Annotated in this window: 20 protein-coding genes; 4 read left to right on the forward strand and 16 right to left on the reverse strand. The window is 64.5% G+C overall.

Annotated elements, in window-relative coordinates; translation table 11 throughout:
* Positions 1 to 73: 73 nt before the first annotated feature.
* The 14 genes from ABZ911_RS02560 to ABZ911_RS02625 all read right to left on the reverse strand — a co-directional run bounded on the left by ABZ911_RS02560 (position 74) and on the right by ABZ911_RS02625 (position 7,478).
* Positions 74 to 367, reverse strand: coding sequence for a hypothetical protein (locus ABZ911_RS02560; RefSeq protein WP_358050851.1), 294 nt, complete (start codon positions 365 to 367; stop codon positions 74 to 76).
* Between the two features lie 50 nt (positions 368 to 417).
* Positions 418 to 675 (reverse strand): hypothetical protein, encoded by a 258-nt coding sequence (locus tag ABZ911_RS02565; RefSeq protein WP_358050854.1) that lies wholly within the window; start codon positions 673 to 675, stop codon positions 418 to 420.
* Positions 676 to 712: 37 nt separating this feature from the next.
* The gene (locus ABZ911_RS02570; RefSeq protein ID WP_358050857.1) at positions 713 to 967 is read right to left on the reverse strand and encodes a hypothetical protein; all 255 of its coding nucleotides are present in this window, start codon (positions 965 to 967) and stop codon (positions 713 to 715) included.
* Positions 964 to 1,458: a hypothetical protein gene (locus ABZ911_RS02575; protein ID WP_358050859.1), complete on the reverse strand. Its 495-nt coding sequence runs from the start codon at positions 1,456 to 1,458 to the stop codon at positions 964 to 966. Before ABZ911_RS02575 ends, ABZ911_RS02570 begins: the two co-directional genes overlap by 4 nt.
* 272 nt (positions 1,459 to 1,730) lie before the next feature.
* The gene (locus ABZ911_RS02580; protein ID WP_358050862.1) at positions 1,731 to 3,794 is read right to left on the reverse strand and encodes a hypothetical protein; all 2,064 of its coding nucleotides are present in this window, start codon (positions 3,792 to 3,794) and stop codon (positions 1,731 to 1,733) included.
* Positions 3,794 to 4,201 (reverse strand): hypothetical protein, encoded by a 408-nt coding sequence (locus tag ABZ911_RS02585; RefSeq protein WP_358050865.1) that lies wholly within the window; start codon positions 4,199 to 4,201, stop codon positions 3,794 to 3,796. The genes ABZ911_RS02580 and ABZ911_RS02585 overlap by 1 nt, the downstream gene beginning before the upstream one ends.
* Complete coding sequence (locus ABZ911_RS02590) at positions 4,198 to 4,617, reverse strand: hypothetical protein (RefSeq protein ID WP_358050869.1); 420 nt, start codon at positions 4,615 to 4,617, stop codon at positions 4,198 to 4,200. The genes ABZ911_RS02585 and ABZ911_RS02590 overlap by 4 nt, the downstream gene beginning before the upstream one ends.
* Before the next feature lie 5 nt (positions 4,618 to 4,622).
* On the reverse strand, positions 4,623 to 4,916 hold the full coding sequence (locus ABZ911_RS02595) for a hypothetical protein (RefSeq protein ID WP_358050872.1): 294 nt from the start codon (positions 4,914 to 4,916) through the stop codon (positions 4,623 to 4,625).
* The gene (locus tag ABZ911_RS02600) at positions 4,913 to 5,881 is read right to left on the reverse strand and encodes a DUF2637 domain-containing protein (protein WP_358050875.1); all 969 of its coding nucleotides are present in this window, start codon (positions 5,879 to 5,881) and stop codon (positions 4,913 to 4,915) included. Before ABZ911_RS02600 ends, ABZ911_RS02595 begins: the two co-directional genes overlap by 4 nt.
* Positions 5,878 to 6,141 (reverse strand): hypothetical protein, encoded by a 264-nt coding sequence (locus ABZ911_RS02605; protein ID WP_358050878.1) that lies wholly within the window; start codon positions 6,139 to 6,141, stop codon positions 5,878 to 5,880. Before ABZ911_RS02605 ends, ABZ911_RS02600 begins: the two co-directional genes overlap by 4 nt.
* Complete coding sequence (locus ABZ911_RS02610) at positions 6,138 to 6,521, reverse strand: RRQRL motif-containing zinc-binding protein (RefSeq protein WP_358050881.1); 384 nt, start codon at positions 6,519 to 6,521, stop codon at positions 6,138 to 6,140. The genes ABZ911_RS02605 and ABZ911_RS02610 overlap by 4 nt, the downstream gene beginning before the upstream one ends.
* A complete protein-coding gene (locus tag ABZ911_RS02615; protein ID WP_358050884.1) occupies positions 6,518 to 6,757 on the reverse strand; it encodes a hypothetical protein in 240 nt (79 codons plus the stop codon). Before ABZ911_RS02615 ends, ABZ911_RS02610 begins: the two co-directional genes overlap by 4 nt.
* Positions 6,757 to 7,089: a WhiB family transcriptional regulator gene (locus ABZ911_RS02620; protein WP_358050887.1), complete on the reverse strand. Its 333-nt coding sequence runs from the start codon at positions 7,087 to 7,089 to the stop codon at positions 6,757 to 6,759. Before ABZ911_RS02620 ends, ABZ911_RS02615 begins: the two co-directional genes overlap by 1 nt.
* A gap of 218 nt (positions 7,090 to 7,307) precedes the next feature.
* Positions 7,308 to 7,478, reverse strand: coding sequence for a hypothetical protein (locus ABZ911_RS02625; protein ID WP_358050890.1), 171 nt, complete (start codon positions 7,476 to 7,478; stop codon positions 7,308 to 7,310).
* Positions 7,479 to 7,591: 113 nt separating this feature from the next.
* On the opposite strand from ABZ911_RS02625, the gene ABZ911_RS02630 reads away from it, so the two are divergent.
* From ABZ911_RS02630 to ABZ911_RS02645, 4 genes are all read left to right on the forward strand, one after another.
* The gene (locus ABZ911_RS02630; RefSeq protein ID WP_358050893.1) at positions 7,592 to 8,002 is read left to right on the forward strand and encodes a GntR family transcriptional regulator; all 411 of its coding nucleotides are present in this window, start codon (positions 7,592 to 7,594) and stop codon (positions 8,000 to 8,002) included.
* 86 nt (positions 8,003 to 8,088) lie between these two features.
* Entirely contained in the window at positions 8,089 to 9,264 is a 1,176-nt protein-coding gene (locus tag ABZ911_RS02635) for a hypothetical protein (protein ID WP_358050896.1), read from the forward strand.
* 4 nt (positions 9,265 to 9,268) lie between these two features.
* Entirely contained in the window at positions 9,269 to 9,829 is a 561-nt protein-coding gene (locus ABZ911_RS02640; protein ID WP_358050899.1) for an isochorismatase family cysteine hydrolase, read from the forward strand.
* 82 nt (positions 9,830 to 9,911) lie between these two features.
* Positions 9,912 to 10,403 (forward strand): hypothetical protein, encoded by a 492-nt coding sequence (locus ABZ911_RS02645; RefSeq protein WP_358050901.1) that lies wholly within the window; start codon positions 9,912 to 9,914, stop codon positions 10,401 to 10,403.
* Between the two features lie 80 nt (positions 10,404 to 10,483).
* Here the strand turns inward: ABZ911_RS02645 and ABZ911_RS02650 are convergent, their stop codons facing one another.
* On the reverse strand, positions 10,484 to 11,104 hold the full coding sequence (locus tag ABZ911_RS02650) for a hypothetical protein (RefSeq protein WP_358050904.1): 621 nt from the start codon (positions 11,102 to 11,104) through the stop codon (positions 10,484 to 10,486).
* A gap of 380 nt (positions 11,105 to 11,484) precedes the next feature.
* Positions 11,485 to 12,561 (reverse strand): DUF3578 domain-containing protein, encoded by a 1,077-nt coding sequence (locus ABZ911_RS02655; protein WP_358050907.1) that lies wholly within the window; start codon positions 12,559 to 12,561, stop codon positions 11,485 to 11,487.
* Between the last annotated feature and the right edge of the window lie 696 nt (positions 12,562 to 13,257).

The following is a 13,257-nucleotide window of genomic DNA, read 5'->3' on the forward strand; positions in this document are numbered from 1 at the left end:
CGCAGGAAGGGACGCTTGCTCCAGTCGAGGGAGACACGGCCTTTCCACAGCCGGTAGGGCTTGCCGTTTGCGCTCATGCGGCATGCTCCAGGTCCGAGCAGTGCGCGCAGGAGCGGAAGCGGATGTGCTCGCGGCCGGGGATGGTGGCGGACTGCCAGGGCTTCCACTGGTGGCCGTCGCGCTCGCAGTCGAGGTCAGCGACGCAGCCGGGGCACAGCTCGGGGGTGTCGGGGTTGCTCCACTGCCAGTCGCTGAACCAGGCGCGCACGTCGTCGATGGTGTCGGCGTGGATGGCCTGGCATTCGTCGTTGACCTCACCGCAGCGGGTGCAGGTGATGATCAGGCAGGTTCGGGCGGTGACACTCATGACGGTTCTCCTTGGGATGAGGCCGGTCGGTGAACTGGCGTGAGAGCCGGTCAGCTCATTGGGGGCAGGCACGCGGGGTAGGCCATGGTGGTCCGTCGGGTGCAGGCCCGGATTTGGGCGGGTGTGGCGGACCGTTCGAAGGCCGCCGCGCGGTTTGCGATGCCGATCATCAGGACCCGGTCGTTCTTGGTGCCCATGACGAGCCCGGCGCGGTCGGTTTTGGATGCGGGAGGAGGCGGTGGGCTGCCGCAGGAGGTGGTGGTCAGGGCGGCGGCCAGGAACACGGCTGTGAGCAGCGCGGAACTCATGTGGAGGCTTCCCTTGTCGATGTGGTGTGGTCGGGGGTTAGCGGATGTTGAGCAGGCGGACGCCGAGGCGGGTTCTGCGGCCGGTGCCGGTGCAGTCGGGGCAGTAGCCGAAGGAGTGCGCGAACAGGCGGCTGCGACGCTGGCCGGTGCCTTGGCAGGGGCGGCACTGGGTGTAGGGGTGGCGCTTGAGGCTGACCCGGTAGGACGCCAGGAGGATGAGAGCGAGCATCGCCAGGGCGGTCAGGCAGACGGCGATGGTCGCGAGCGTGGTCAGAATGGACGGGCTGGTCATGGCTGCTCCTGCCGGTTGAAGGGCTCGGTGTACAGGTGGCCGGTGCGGGTGAGGGCAAGTAAGGGAGCCCCGCCGCCGGGGACGGTGTGGACGAGGCCGTGCCGGTGGAGTTGGGTAAGGGTGTCGTCCGCGACGCCGGCGTCGTGCTGCAGCATCTGGGCGGGCTTGGGCCCGTAGGCGAGATGGAGCAGAGCGCGGTAGCCGGCATCAACGGTCGCGGCAGCGCTCTTACCGGCGGGGGTGAGGTGGATGCGCAGTTTCCGGCTGGCGCGGGCGCTGCGCACGGTGCCCGGGGAGGGGGCGTCGCCGCTGCCGTGCAGGCGGCCGGTGATGTGGCCGAGGTCGGCCAGGCCGGTCAGGTCGGCGTCGGTGGCGCCGGTAGCGGCGCAGAGCTGTTTGGTCAGGAAGCCGACGCGGGTGGCGGTGGCGCTGTAGGTGGCCAGGTAGCGCAGGGTGCGCCATTGGGGCGGGGTGAGTCGCAGCGGGTTCATGTCCGGGGTTGTCCTTCCGGGTGGGTGGGTGGGTGGGTGGGTGCGGGCAGGCTCGCGCGCACGGCTGCGCGTGGGATGCGTCCGCGAAAGTTTTTGATCTTGTTTTGAGGGGGCCACCAGGGGGGCCACGCCTCAGCCGATGGGGGGCCACGCAGGGGGCCACAGAGGGGGGCCACGCGGGGGGCCACGTGCTGTGGCCTCTGCTGTGAGCTGTAACTCTCTCCCCCAGCCCCCGCCCGTGGCCCCGCACGGGGGGCCACGGGATCTTGGCGTCAGGGCAGTTCGGGTCGTGTCTCCATGAGGTAGCGCTGCCGGTCGTCGTCGTAGGCGCCGATGACGCCCGCCTCCGACAGGCGTCTCATCTGCTTTTGGAACCAGGCGCGGGAGATGTCGGTGGTCTCCCACAGCACCTTGAAGTCGCCGGTGCCGACGTCGCGGGCGCCGTCGTCCCACAGTTCGTGCAGGCGGTCCATGAGCGCCGCGCCGCGCTGTTCCGGGGTCATCTTGGGCTCGGGCGGGGCGAAGGTCAGCGGCGGTTCCCCTTCGGGGAAGTCGGTGATCTCGTCATCGAGGCTGACGTTCACCTGGGGGTCGGGGTCGTCGGTGTTCAGGTACTCGGTGGCGACGTTGCGCACCTCCTCATCGTCGTCGGGGTCGTCATCGCCGGCCGTGTCGGCGGCGGTGCCGTCGTGGATGGCGGGCAGCGGTGCGGGGCTGGCCAGCGCGGTGGCCGACAGCCGGGACAGTCCGGCGGTCATGGGGTCGATCTGCTTGTGGATGGCGGGGAAGGCGGCGGCGTGGGCGCGCATCTGCTCGTTGGCGCGTTCGTCGTCGAAAGCGCCGGCGGCGGTCATGCCCCAGGCGTAGGTACGCATCGGCATCGTGATCCGGTCATCGGGAATGGACGGGGCGTCCAGGTAGGCCATGCCGGGCTGCTTGTTGCTCCACAGCTCCGGCCGGCACCCGGCATCTTCTTGGGCCTCGGACAGGCCGAAGGTCGCATCGGCGGCCGAATCGACGCCGAAGCACATCTTGGCGAGCTGGCCGCGGGCGATGGTGGGCATCTGGGTCCAGTCGCTGCGCTGCAGGGACAGCACCACGGTGCCGCCGGCGCTGCGAATCGCCTTGATCAGCGACAGGAACTGCTCTTGCTGCTTGTCGGTCAGGGCGTCGTAGATGTCGGGGAACTCCTCCAGCCACAGCACCCAGTAGGTCAGCCCGCACCCTTCGGTCCACTTCTGCAGGCCCTTGCCGGACAGCAGGTCGGTGCGCGGCTTGATCTTGGCCTGCATCTCGGTCAGCAGGTCCTTGGCGCCCTCTTTGGTGGTCTCCAGCCGGTGCAGGGCGGCCTTGAGCGGGCCGAGCGTCTGCTCACCCTTGGTGATGTCGATGGCGAACACGGCCACGTCCCGGCGGGTGACGATCTCCCCCAGCAGGTTCCAGGCGCCGCCGATGGACTTGCCCGCGCCGGTCTTGCCCATGATCTGCACGTGGTGGCCGACGATGACATAGGCGACTTCGTCCAGGTCCTGCCACAGGCCGGGCCGTACCGGCTCGGCGATGGAGACACCGACGCGGGACGGGCCGGGCCAGGGAACAGGCTGCTTCATCACCCGCGGATCGGAGATGACCACCTTGGCCTTGCTCGCGTCGTCGGGATCGACGCTGGTGACGATGGAGCCGGGCGGCAGCCCGATCCCCGATTCGACGTAGGGGACCTTCTTTTGCAGGTCATCGGCGACCTGACGGCCCTCTGCAAGCTGGACTTCGCCGGTCACCTTGTGCGCGCTGGCTTGGATGGTGCGGGCCTGCACCGAAGGCATGCCGGCCTTCTCGGCGCCGCGGCCGAACAAGAACCCCAGCGGGTCGGCCACCGCGCCGTTGACGTCGATCTGCTTGGTCCGGATCACGGTGCGGATGTTGAACGACAGCGCGAACGCCACCCCGCCGATCAGGATCAGCCGGCCGGTGACGGTGGTGGCGGGGCCGTTGATGGTGGCCGCGCACACCCACAGCCCACCGGCCAGCGTGGTCAGCGTGGTGTGCGCCCGCCCGGTCAGGCTACGAGCGTGCGACTGACGCCAGGTCAGCGCGGTGAGCACCAGCACACAGGTGATGACCAGCGCGGTGGTCCACGCCACGGTCTGCGGGTCATCGCTGCGCAGCGTGAAGTGGAAACCAGCGCCGAGCCCGAATAGCAGCAAGCCGACCAGCCAGGGCGGGAAGTACAGCAGTGCCTTGGACACCTCGCGCGTGGCCACCTGCTCCCAGGAAGAGGAGTCCGGGACCGCGGGCAGCGTCGCGGGCGGCGGCGTGGTCGTCGTGCGGCCGGCCATCAGGCTTCCTCCTTCCAGTTGAATTCCTGGCGCCGCTTTTCGGGCTTGGCCGGCGGCAGCACCTCGACGAACTCCTTGCGGAACTGGGCGTGGAACTTCACCAGCTCCACCCCGGCGCCGCGCTGCAGTTCGGCGGCGCGCTTGAGCCGCTTGACCACCCGGCGGGCACGCCGGCGCACGTCCGGGGCGCCGAACACGCTCAGCACCGGGTGGCCCTTGAAGCTGCGGATCAGCACCGCATACAGCTCATCGCTGCCCAGAGCGAACTCTTCACCGAGGTCACGGGCGAGGTTGCGGCCGACCTGGGCGTAGCGGGTGATCGCCGAAGGGCCTTGCCACGGGATGGACGACAGCTCCGGGATACGGCTCCGGCCCGGCTTGGCGGTGTTGTTGTCGGGAGTGCTCACGAAGGGTCTCCTTCTGGAGAAGAGGCATCGTCGTCGTCCCGGTCGGCGTCGGCGGGCCGGGAGGAGGTTCGGGTTTCGCGTACGGCCTGGCGCAGCAGAGCGGCCAGATAGACCAGGCGGCGGGTGCCGAGCATGGCGGCCACCAGCGCATCCAGCGCGCCGAGCACCAGCCCCGCGAACGCTCGCATACGGGCCAGCCGCGGCCAGGTGAGCCAGCCGAGCACCGCGCCGTACAGCCACCAGCGGCAGCCGTACACATCCGGGATCAGCCCGTACACCAACAGCAGGGCAGCCACCGCCACGACAGCGCGCACCAACACACTCACCCGGCGTACGGGGCGGGCGTGTACAGAACCGGGGCAAGCCGTACGCGGAGCGGCGTCGGTGATGACGTACACCGTGCGGGGTTCGGACATCACTATCACCGACCTCCGCGCCGTGTACGGGCACCCGTACGGTTGCTGCCGTCCGTATGGGCGGCAGCGGGACGCGACAGCCGTACGGCCAGCACGCCAAGCCAGTGGACCAGCGGGGCGGCGATCAGCCCGGCGGTGAAGCCAGACAGCCACACCGCCACCGAGGGGGGCCACGGGGCCAGCAGGCCGACCAGCAGCCCGACCGTGGCCGACAACACGGCCAGCTTGATCAGATGCCCGACCGTGGCCGACAGGATGGCCATCGTGACCAGCAACGGGCTATTACGGCGGCGGCTCACTGGGCCACCTCGCCCTCACCGGCGCCATATCCGGTGTGCTCGTCAGCGTCATGGGAGCTGTTCAAGCTCTCGGCGGTGGCCGGCTTGTCATGGGCGGCCAGCGTCCGCGCGTCCCGTACGGCCTTCTCACACCACGAGCGGCGATATCCCGAACGGGCCTCAAGCTCGTCGTAGTCCGGCTCCCACCGGCTGCCGGCTGCTTCGGCCGTACGGATCTGCCACGCAAGTTCGGCGATGAAGGCCGTACGGTCCACACGCTCCGTACGCTCCGCCTTGCCGGTGGGCGTGGCGTCCTGCTTGGCCGTACGGTCGGCCCGTACAGTGGCCAGCTCCACCACGCCCGTGCGGGCGGCGGCCACCGCTCGCGGCGCCGGACCCGTATCGGGCATGGTCGCCGCGTACGGCAGGCGGGTGAGTTCGTCTGCCCGTACGGATTCCTGCCATACGGGCGCCGGACGTGACGGCTCCGCTGTAGGCGCGTCGTCCGTACGGGCCGGGGATACGGTGGGCGCGGGTTCGGTGTGGGTGTCGTCGCGGGCGCACAGCGCCATCAGGTGGGCCAGCGCACCGAGCGCCACCGGCGGCACCATGCTGACCGCCACCACCAGCACCCACCGGGAACTGCCCAGCAGCAGCACCTTGGCTTCCAGAGCGTGATAGATGGCGTTGCCGATGATGGACACCACCACGGCGCCGACCGCGTGGATCAGCGCATGCCGGCGGGTCTCAGCGCTGTACTTGGCGTTGACGGTGATCCGGGTGGCCACCGCGCCGTAGGCGTCCACACACAACGGCAGCAGCCACGACAGCGAGATTTCGAGGCCGCCGGGCAGGGGCAGGGCTGCATCCCATCCGGCCAGGCGTCCCAATCCCGCTTGAGCGGTGAAGGAGGCGATGACCGCGGCGGCGGCAACGACACCGACGCCGGCGATCGTCCACCAGTCGCGCCGGGTGACGGTCTTCACGTGACCACCGCCGGGTGAACGGAGTAGTGCAGCACGACGGAGTTGCCGCGCAGGTGCTCGGGGATGCGCTCCTTCATCACGTGCGTCAGCAGGTCGTTATGGCGCATGCCGACCGGAACGATCAGGTCGTGGCTAGTGGTGGATATCTCCCCGCGGCCGCTCTGCACGGTGACGAGGATGCACAGGGCGCGGGTGGCCTGCTTGGGGTCGGCGCCGTTGGTGGACGGGGCATTGCTCGCGGTGTTGGTCGGGGTGGTCATGCGGCGCTCCTTTCAGCGCAGTCGTTGCAGATGCCGAGGTGGCGGGCCAGCACGTAGCCGACGTCCCGCGTACAGGCGGGGCAGGTGCGGCGGGCGGCCAGGGCCTTGCCCAGCGCGTGCAGTTGGCGGGGGGTGGCGCTGCGCTTGGGCAGGGCCAGACGCACGTCATACAGGTAGGCGGCACGCACCCCGCCGCGGGCGTGGTAGCGGCGCGAGGCCCACAGGATCTGTCCCTGCACCTCCTGACCACCGGGGCGAAGCCCCCGCGCGGCCAGCTGGCGCATCGTGAGCAGGTGCGCGGGCGCCATCTGCCACGGCCACGACGGCAGCCCGTACCGCTTGCCGGTCGGGTCGAAGAATCGGGCGAGGATGCGGCTCATTGTTTGCCCCCGTCCTGCTGGGTCGTGGCCCAGTCCGGGGCCGGGCCGAAGCTGACGGTCAGGGCGTTGCCCAGCGCCACACACAGCGCCCACGCTTCGTCGGTGGACATCCCGGCGCGGTTGTTGCCGACGCATGCGTACATGTCGTAGGCGCCGCCCGTCCGAACCGTAATCTTGGCCTTGCCGGACTTGTTCCACGGCGCCGGCGCCGTGACGGTGAAGTAACGGACGTCCATCACGCCACCCCCCGCGCCGAACCGGCGGCCTCCGGCGCGGACATCGCTCGGAGTTCCTCGGCTGTCAGGCCTGCCCACACACCCGTCTGCGGGCGCGTGTCCAGGGCATAGAACAGGCACGAGGCCCACACCGGGCAGCCCGCGCACACTTCACGGGCCACCTGCTCCCGCGCCGCCCGCTCGTCGGCGGGCTCGTCGGTGAAGGCGTCCGGGCCGGTGTGCAACTCGGGATCGAACCCGCAGGCCGCCTCCTTGGTGAGATGGCGCGGCATGCCCACGGTCAGTGCCTCCAGCAGGGCCAGCGCGGGGCGTCGACGCGCGGGGCCGGTCACCGGTTGTCCTTGACAGCGCCGTTGTTGTCCTGGCAGAACGGACATGGATATGGGCCGGAAGCCGGGTTCCAGATCTGGCCGTTGCGGCAATCCGACGTACATCCGTCGGACTTGGCCACGCTGAACGGGCGGGTCATGATGGTTGTGCTCCTTTGCGGGAGTGAAGGGGCGGCCCTGGGTCTTGGCGGATTGAGGGTCGCCCCGTTTGCGTGGATTGATCAGCCGAAGCTGGAGGCGAAGGTCACCAGCGAGTCGGCCGCGGCCATCAGGCCGTTGACGGCGTGCGTTGTGAGGACCGCAGCTTTGGCCGGTTCGCGGATGACGAAGAACAGGGCGAGAGCCGCGAGCAGGATCAGCAGGAAACGGCGGGGGTTGCGGTCGGAGTACACGGTGATCCCTTCGAGACGAGTGTCTTGAGACGCTCTATCTGTCTTAAGACAGTAATTAGAGGTGGGTAGCCCGTCAAGCCCTCTGTCGTAAGACGGTTAAGTACGCTTGATCCGTGGAGAAGCAGAGTCCTCGCGAGGATGCAGACCGTCATGCGAGCAAGAAGCTCGCCGCGGTTCTGCGCACTGACATTGCAGAGGGACGGTTGGCCCCCGGTACTCGACTGCCCTCCTATCGGCAGCTTGCCGAGAGGTACGGAGTCGTGGTCAACACCGCTCAAGCGGCTGTGCGGCTGCTTCAAGCTGAAGGCCGAGTGACGATCCGGCCGGGCAGTGGCACCGTTGTTCGGTCGGCGCCGGACATGCTGCCGGAAGATCTGAGGGGCGAGTTGGAAGAGGTTCGTGGACAGCTGCGGCAGACTCGGGAAGCTCTGTCCGCAGCTGAGAAGGCTGTGACAACCCTCTTGGAACGACTTCCTGCCACGGCTTCCGCAGAGGCTCGGCGGGAGCCGGGCAACTCCGGCTGATCTGGCGTTTTCTTTCACGCCTCAAGAGTTGCTGTGACGTCCGGTAAGCAGTAGACGACGCGAATAGACGCGAAGGGACATCCCCCATGTCCGGAGAGAGCGTACGTGCCGGCAGTAAGCAGTTCGCCCCGAACAACGTCCTGGTTGCCAAACGTCAGGCGCTCGGATGGAGCCGCAATCGGGCAGCGCGGGAGCTTGAGCGGGTTGGCAGGGATCGAGGGCTAAGCGTCCCGGAGCTTGGGACGATCGAAAAAGCCCTATATCGGCATGAAACGGGCCGTGCTGCTTGCCGAGACCCGCTCTATGTCGAGCTGTACTGCCTTGTCTACGAGGCCACGGTCCAGGACCTTTTTGGAGACATCGAACCGGCTTCCCCTACTAATGGCGAAGAGTTCGGGGTCCGTTCTCATAAGTTCGTTGCGGCTTACATTGGCGCTGAACAGGTTGACGCGCTTGTCGCCAGGGGAGTAGTCGCCGAGAATCCTCCCCAATGTGGTCTTGAATGTCATGCGGCAGACATGGTGCACGCCGAGGGAGGATGTCGCCTCTACGTATGGCCGTTCGGCGTTGCTATCTTCCATGTCGTCGAGGAACTTGAACTTCCCAACATCGCACGCTTGGCCGTATGGCGCAGGAAGACATACGCCAGAGAGTTGGAATGGGCCTCAAGGCGCCTTTCTGATCTGACAGGAGCGTTGGTCGAGGCATCCTATGTACTGAGCACTTATTGGCTTCACCGGCCGTCATGGCCAGGGCATGAGATGGATGCAGCGCTCCGCATCATGTGTGCGCCACGAGTGCTCTTAGAAAGAGACTCAGAGGCTACAGAGGCGTCACTCGCGCATGCGGAACTGGTTGAACGCTCCTTGCTGGCCGAAGGATACGAGCCAGCGGAAATGATTCCCTTTGGAATCAAGGGGATATCGATCGGATACGCCTCTTGGTCTGGAGTCGTGTACTGCCCTACCGCCCCCCGGCGTGCGCTGGCCGAAGACGAGCTTGTCACCATTGAGCTGGCTACCCAAGCCATGTGGGCGTACTGCGAGTACATCAACCGGCAGGTAGAGCAGGGCATGGACCCTGAAGTACCCGAACCGTATAGCTGGCGTTTCCTGCGGGGCGTCCGCTCCCGATTGACGAACGCCCGTCCACAAGAAACCGGGCAACATAGGTCTATGCGCACTGCGATCCTGGACACGAGCGGCCTTATCGGCCACCTTTCCCAAGCGATCGACATCCTCAGAGAAACCAGCGAAAGGTAAGCCCGTGTTCAACAGTTCCGCGGTTCTGGTCGTGGTGGATGTCCAGAACGGGTTTGTGCGTGAGCAATCGGCCCACGTGATTCCAGTCATCGTGAACGTAGTGAGTCGCTGGCAAGCTGCGGGCGGCGATGTGGTTTTCACTCGGTACTTCAATTATGCGGGAAGCAACTTCGAGCGGCTGTTCAAATGGTCCAAGCTCATGGGATCCCCCGAAACAGATATCGTCGCCGAACTTATCCCATACGCGAACAAGGCAACGGCTGTAGTCGATAAGACCGTATACAGCTTTTTCAATGAAGAAGGAATAGCCCTCGTACGCAGCCACGGATGGACCGATATCTATGTCTGCGGAATCGCAACGGAAAGCTGTGTCCTTAAAACCGCGGTTGATGCATTCGACTACGGTGACCATCTGACGCCATGGCTCATTGAGGATGCTTCGGCGAGCCATGCGGGTCAGGCGGCTCACGACGCTGGGGTCCTGGTGGCATCCCGATTCATCGGCCCTGATCAGATCATCGAGGCCGCTGACATCCCATGGGCGAAGCTCACCGCAGTGACGTAGCGGAGTATCGGCCTATGTCGATGGAATATAATAATGACGCAGACCTTGCGCAGCCGTAGCTCTTGGCGCGACCCTGTCCTTTATGTGGCCACAGATCGTTTCAGGGGTCATCGGTGGAGTCCTAGCCCTACTGGGAGTCCTCGTCACCCAACGCAGAGCAGATCGACGTGAGTTGAAGCAGTGGGAACGTGAGCGTGAGCGTGAACGTCAAGTATGGGCCCGTGAAGACGTTGCCCGATCGTATGATCACCGGCGCGAAGCCTACATAGAATTCATGCAGGAGTGGGAACGCCATTTTAATATGGTGTACAACGCCCGTTATTCAGATTCTGGATACAATCCAGAACCTGATCATGATTGGATGGACTCTCTTCAAGAGCGTTATGTGGCAGTTCAGCTCTTTGGTACAGAGCCGGCAAGGAAAAAGGCTCTTGAGGCCATGCTTTCTCTCGACAAGGTTGCTAGGCTAGATGAGGAATTCCTCAGCGCTCGAACAGTCCTTGAAGAATTCGGCAGCCAGGCGCGAAGTGATCTGAAAATTCCCGATGACCCAGTTTTAAAGTTGACGCAATAGCGATGCTAGATTAGCCCCTATAGGGCGCCCTCTGTGATGCCGAATGGGTGTCGCGGTATCGGGAATGACCATTCAATCGGTCATCGTTGCGCACGTGCATTGAATAGCATAATTGTATGCTCCAATAAGCGGTCGCACCACATCGCTACTTCGTCAAGATTTGTGTCGTCTATGACTACGCCAATCCATGCCCCGTCCTGTATGGGAGTAGCACTAGTGACCTCTGAACTGCGCAGTGTCGGCCACAGCTTGCCGTGCGCGAATGCTGAAGCCATGCGCCAGGCAGCAACCGCTTGATCGCCTGAGTGGCCCATGAAGTCTACGGCTTGCCGAATTGTTTTACTAATATACAGCTCGTTGCCGACCCGATCCGCTGGTAGCCCCAGGCTCTTTGCATGCGCGATTACTTCGTCACGGCGATCGCTGCCGCTTTTGGCGGGCGGGACTACCACGTGCCCCACGGCCGTCTCGTAATTTTGCCGCTCTTTGTAGTCGGAGGCCCAAGCTTGTAAGATTCGTGTGCGTCGTTCTTCTCGTGTACTTCCGCTAAGTAGCCATACGGTTTGCGCGAATGACTCCAGAGAACTTCTTAGGAGGGAGTATGGCGCGTAAGTGTCGATGAAGTTAAGTTCAAGAATTGTTCGGCGTAACGTATAGACATGCGCGATGCCCGCACCGAATGAGCGGTTGATTAGCGACATGATCCAATAGTTCTTCAGTGCAACTTGATCCGTTGCGAGAGAACTTCTTTCCTGTGGAGCAGGTAAGGGTAGGACGCGGTTATGGCCTATGAATGGATCACTGTGTTCGAAGAGCAACTTCAGGTGAGGGCAGTCAAGCAGTGTTTGCATGTCTAAAGAGTGTGCCCTATTGGAGGAAAATCCGCCACTTGGTTTAAGTTCCACCGGTAGGACTCGGGTAAGGGTTCGCAGAATATTCTTCTGGATTTGCCGGCGACTGGCCGACTTGACTCGCCTAAGGCTCCCCGCGCCTGGTCATGTCGAATTTATACCGAAATAACTCTTTGGTGGGTATTTCTGCTGGTTAGGGTAGTTTCACGGCAGGTCTGCAAAGCCGTCGACTACGAGCAGAGGTCGGCAGATTTCGCGGTCTGAGAGCCGGCCCAACCGGCACCCTCGCGCCACACGCTGGAGATATGCAACGTCTCCAAGAGATCAACACAGGCATCGCCGATGTTCTCGTTGAAGACTGCGAGCATCTTGACCTTGTCCGTACGCCCTGGGTAGAGGAAGTGCCGGTAGGCCAGTAGTTGGCCGATAGCCTCCCGAGTGGCATTAACAGCGTTGCCACGCCGGACTACCTTGACCTCCATCAGCCATTCGTCACCGCTATGGACAACGGTCATGTCCCGCGGGTGCACCGCAGTGTTAGGTGTCAGGCCAATTTTGATCAAGAACTCGCCGTACTCGCGGACGACCGTTTCGTGCATACGGCTCTTAGTGAGCGTCCGTGCTGTGACGGTCGCTACGTAGTCGGCCGCGTTCTTGGGCTTGAACTCCCCCGGCTTGTCAGGTGCAGGCGAAGGGTTTTGGATGGTAGTGACGATCTTGCCCGGTGTGGTCTGCCGGATTTCTTCGCGGACGGCGAGAGCTTCTTGGTACAGGTGAACGAACCGCTGAAGGTCCGCAACCATGGTGTTCTCGTCAGGCAGGTCGGAAAGCTTGTAGGTCGAGGCCAGGATGTTGCCGTACTCATAGTGGAGCGGAAGCGGAGCCCTAGTGTTCAGGTTGATCGTCGCATCGAGCCCTACGGTCAGTTCTGCGGGGAGAGCGGCCCTGATGGCGTCGGCCTGATCCTTGAGGAGTTGCCTGCCCCGGGCCGTTCCGTATCGATCGACGAGCTCGGTGACCCCCTGGTTCAAGCCCAATGAGACGGTCTGCATGTCCTGTGCGAACAGGTAGACGACGTACATGCCGTGCCTGGCCGTGTCGGTTTCGTCCCGATCGAAGATGGAGATCCAAGGGACGAAGGCGGCGGCCCCCTTGCCTCCGCTGCCAACGGGGAGATAGCCGGCCGGGATCCACTGGCGAAGTTCAGTGCCGGCTTGTCGCAAGAGTTGCTGTGCCTCGCCCGACATCCTGAGTGAGCGGTCGTAGGTCTCACCGATGCGTCCGATGAGCTGTCGCAGCTCCATCATGCATTTCCTCACTCTCGGGGGTGCCGACCACTGTATGGCGACCCACCGACAGTTTTGATCACATCGACGATCCAGGTGTCATCACACCACGAGGTCACTAGAAGCTTGATCGTGGGCCACTTGTGGGCCATCCTCATTGAGGATGCGAATCTGCTCTAGAAGTTGCAGGTCAGAGCCCTGTTGTAGAGGAAGCCGTAACCCTCTCCGGAGCCGGGTGCGCAGGTTCGAATCCTGCAGGGGGCACGTAACCAGACCAGTATGAATAGGTCGCTGACCTGCAAGAGGACGTCAGAACGGGCGAGACTCCAGTCCCACGGAGTCTCGCCCGTTCTCGTTGGCGCTTGAGCAGCGCAGCGTGGGCCGACGCAGCGAGGCTGCGGGTCGCTGCCGGCCAGGCGGCGCAGCCAGGGGACCGCGGGTGCTAGCCACCAGCTGCTCGCCTCGGCAAAGACCATGAATGCGACGCCGAAGGAACCGAACATCTCTCACTCGGCGGCGATATACAGGAGAGAGCGGCGCCGTGCTCTGCACCCTTCACACATCTGGGTCGGGTCTGTTTCGCTCAGCCTGCCCAGACGTCGCATGGCGGTTTGTGCGTTCAAAGCCGTCCCCACTGACCACAGCAAGCCGAGTACGTCGCCAGGAGCGATCACGCCGTCCCTCGGCTTCTCCGCCTGGGCTTCTCCTTCGCCCACG

The organism is Nonomuraea sp. NPDC046570, from assembly GCF_040645915.1.
Classification (GTDB): Bacteria; Actinomycetota; Actinomycetes; order Streptosporangiales; family Streptosporangiaceae; genus Nonomuraea.

Bases quoted from the DNA above. Each gene is read 5' to 3' on its own strand.
- ABZ911_RS02645 (WP_358050901.1), top strand. From the start codon at position 9,912: ATGTGGCCACAGATCGTTTCAGGGGTCATCGGTGGAGTCCTAGCCCTA.
- ABZ911_RS02655 (WP_358050907.1), bottom strand. From the start codon at position 12,561: ATGATGGAGCTGCGACAGCTCATCGGACGCATCGGTGAGACCTACGAC.
- ABZ911_RS02565 (WP_358050854.1), bottom strand. From the start codon at position 675: ATGAGTTCCGCGCTGCTCACAGCCGTGTTCCTGGCCGCCGCCCTGACC.
- ABZ911_RS02605 (WP_358050878.1), bottom strand. From the start codon at position 6,141: ATGACCACCCCGACCAACACCGCGAGCAATGCCCCGTCCACCAACGGC.
- ABZ911_RS02615 (WP_358050884.1), bottom strand. From the start codon at position 6,757: ATGGACGTCCGTTACTTCACCGTCACGGCGCCGGCGCCGTGGAACAAG.
- ABZ911_RS02570 (WP_358050857.1), bottom strand. From the start codon at position 967: ATGACCAGCCCGTCCATTCTGACCACGCTCGCGACCATCGCCGTCTGC.
- ABZ911_RS02610 (WP_358050881.1), bottom strand. From the start codon at position 6,521: ATGAGCCGCATCCTCGCCCGATTCTTCGACCCGACCGGCAAGCGGTAC.
- ABZ911_RS02580 (WP_358050862.1), bottom strand. From the start codon at position 3,794: ATGGCCGGCCGCACGACGACCACGCCGCCGCCCGCGACGCTGCCCGCG.
- ABZ911_RS02650 (WP_358050904.1), bottom strand. From the start codon at position 11,104: ATGTCGCTAATCAACCGCTCATTCGGTGCGGGCATCGCGCATGTCTAT.
- ABZ911_RS02575 (WP_358050859.1), bottom strand. From the start codon at position 1,458: ATGAACCCGCTGCGACTCACCCCGCCCCAATGGCGCACCCTGCGCTAC.
- ABZ911_RS02635 (WP_358050896.1), top strand. From the start codon at position 8,089: ATGTCCGGAGAGAGCGTACGTGCCGGCAGTAAGCAGTTCGCCCCGAAC.
- ABZ911_RS02560 (WP_358050851.1), bottom strand. From the start codon at position 367: ATGAGTGTCACCGCCCGAACCTGCCTGATCATCACCTGCACCCGCTGC.
- ABZ911_RS02590 (WP_358050869.1), bottom strand. From the start codon at position 4,617: ATGTCCGAACCCCGCACGGTGTACGTCATCACCGACGCCGCTCCGCGT.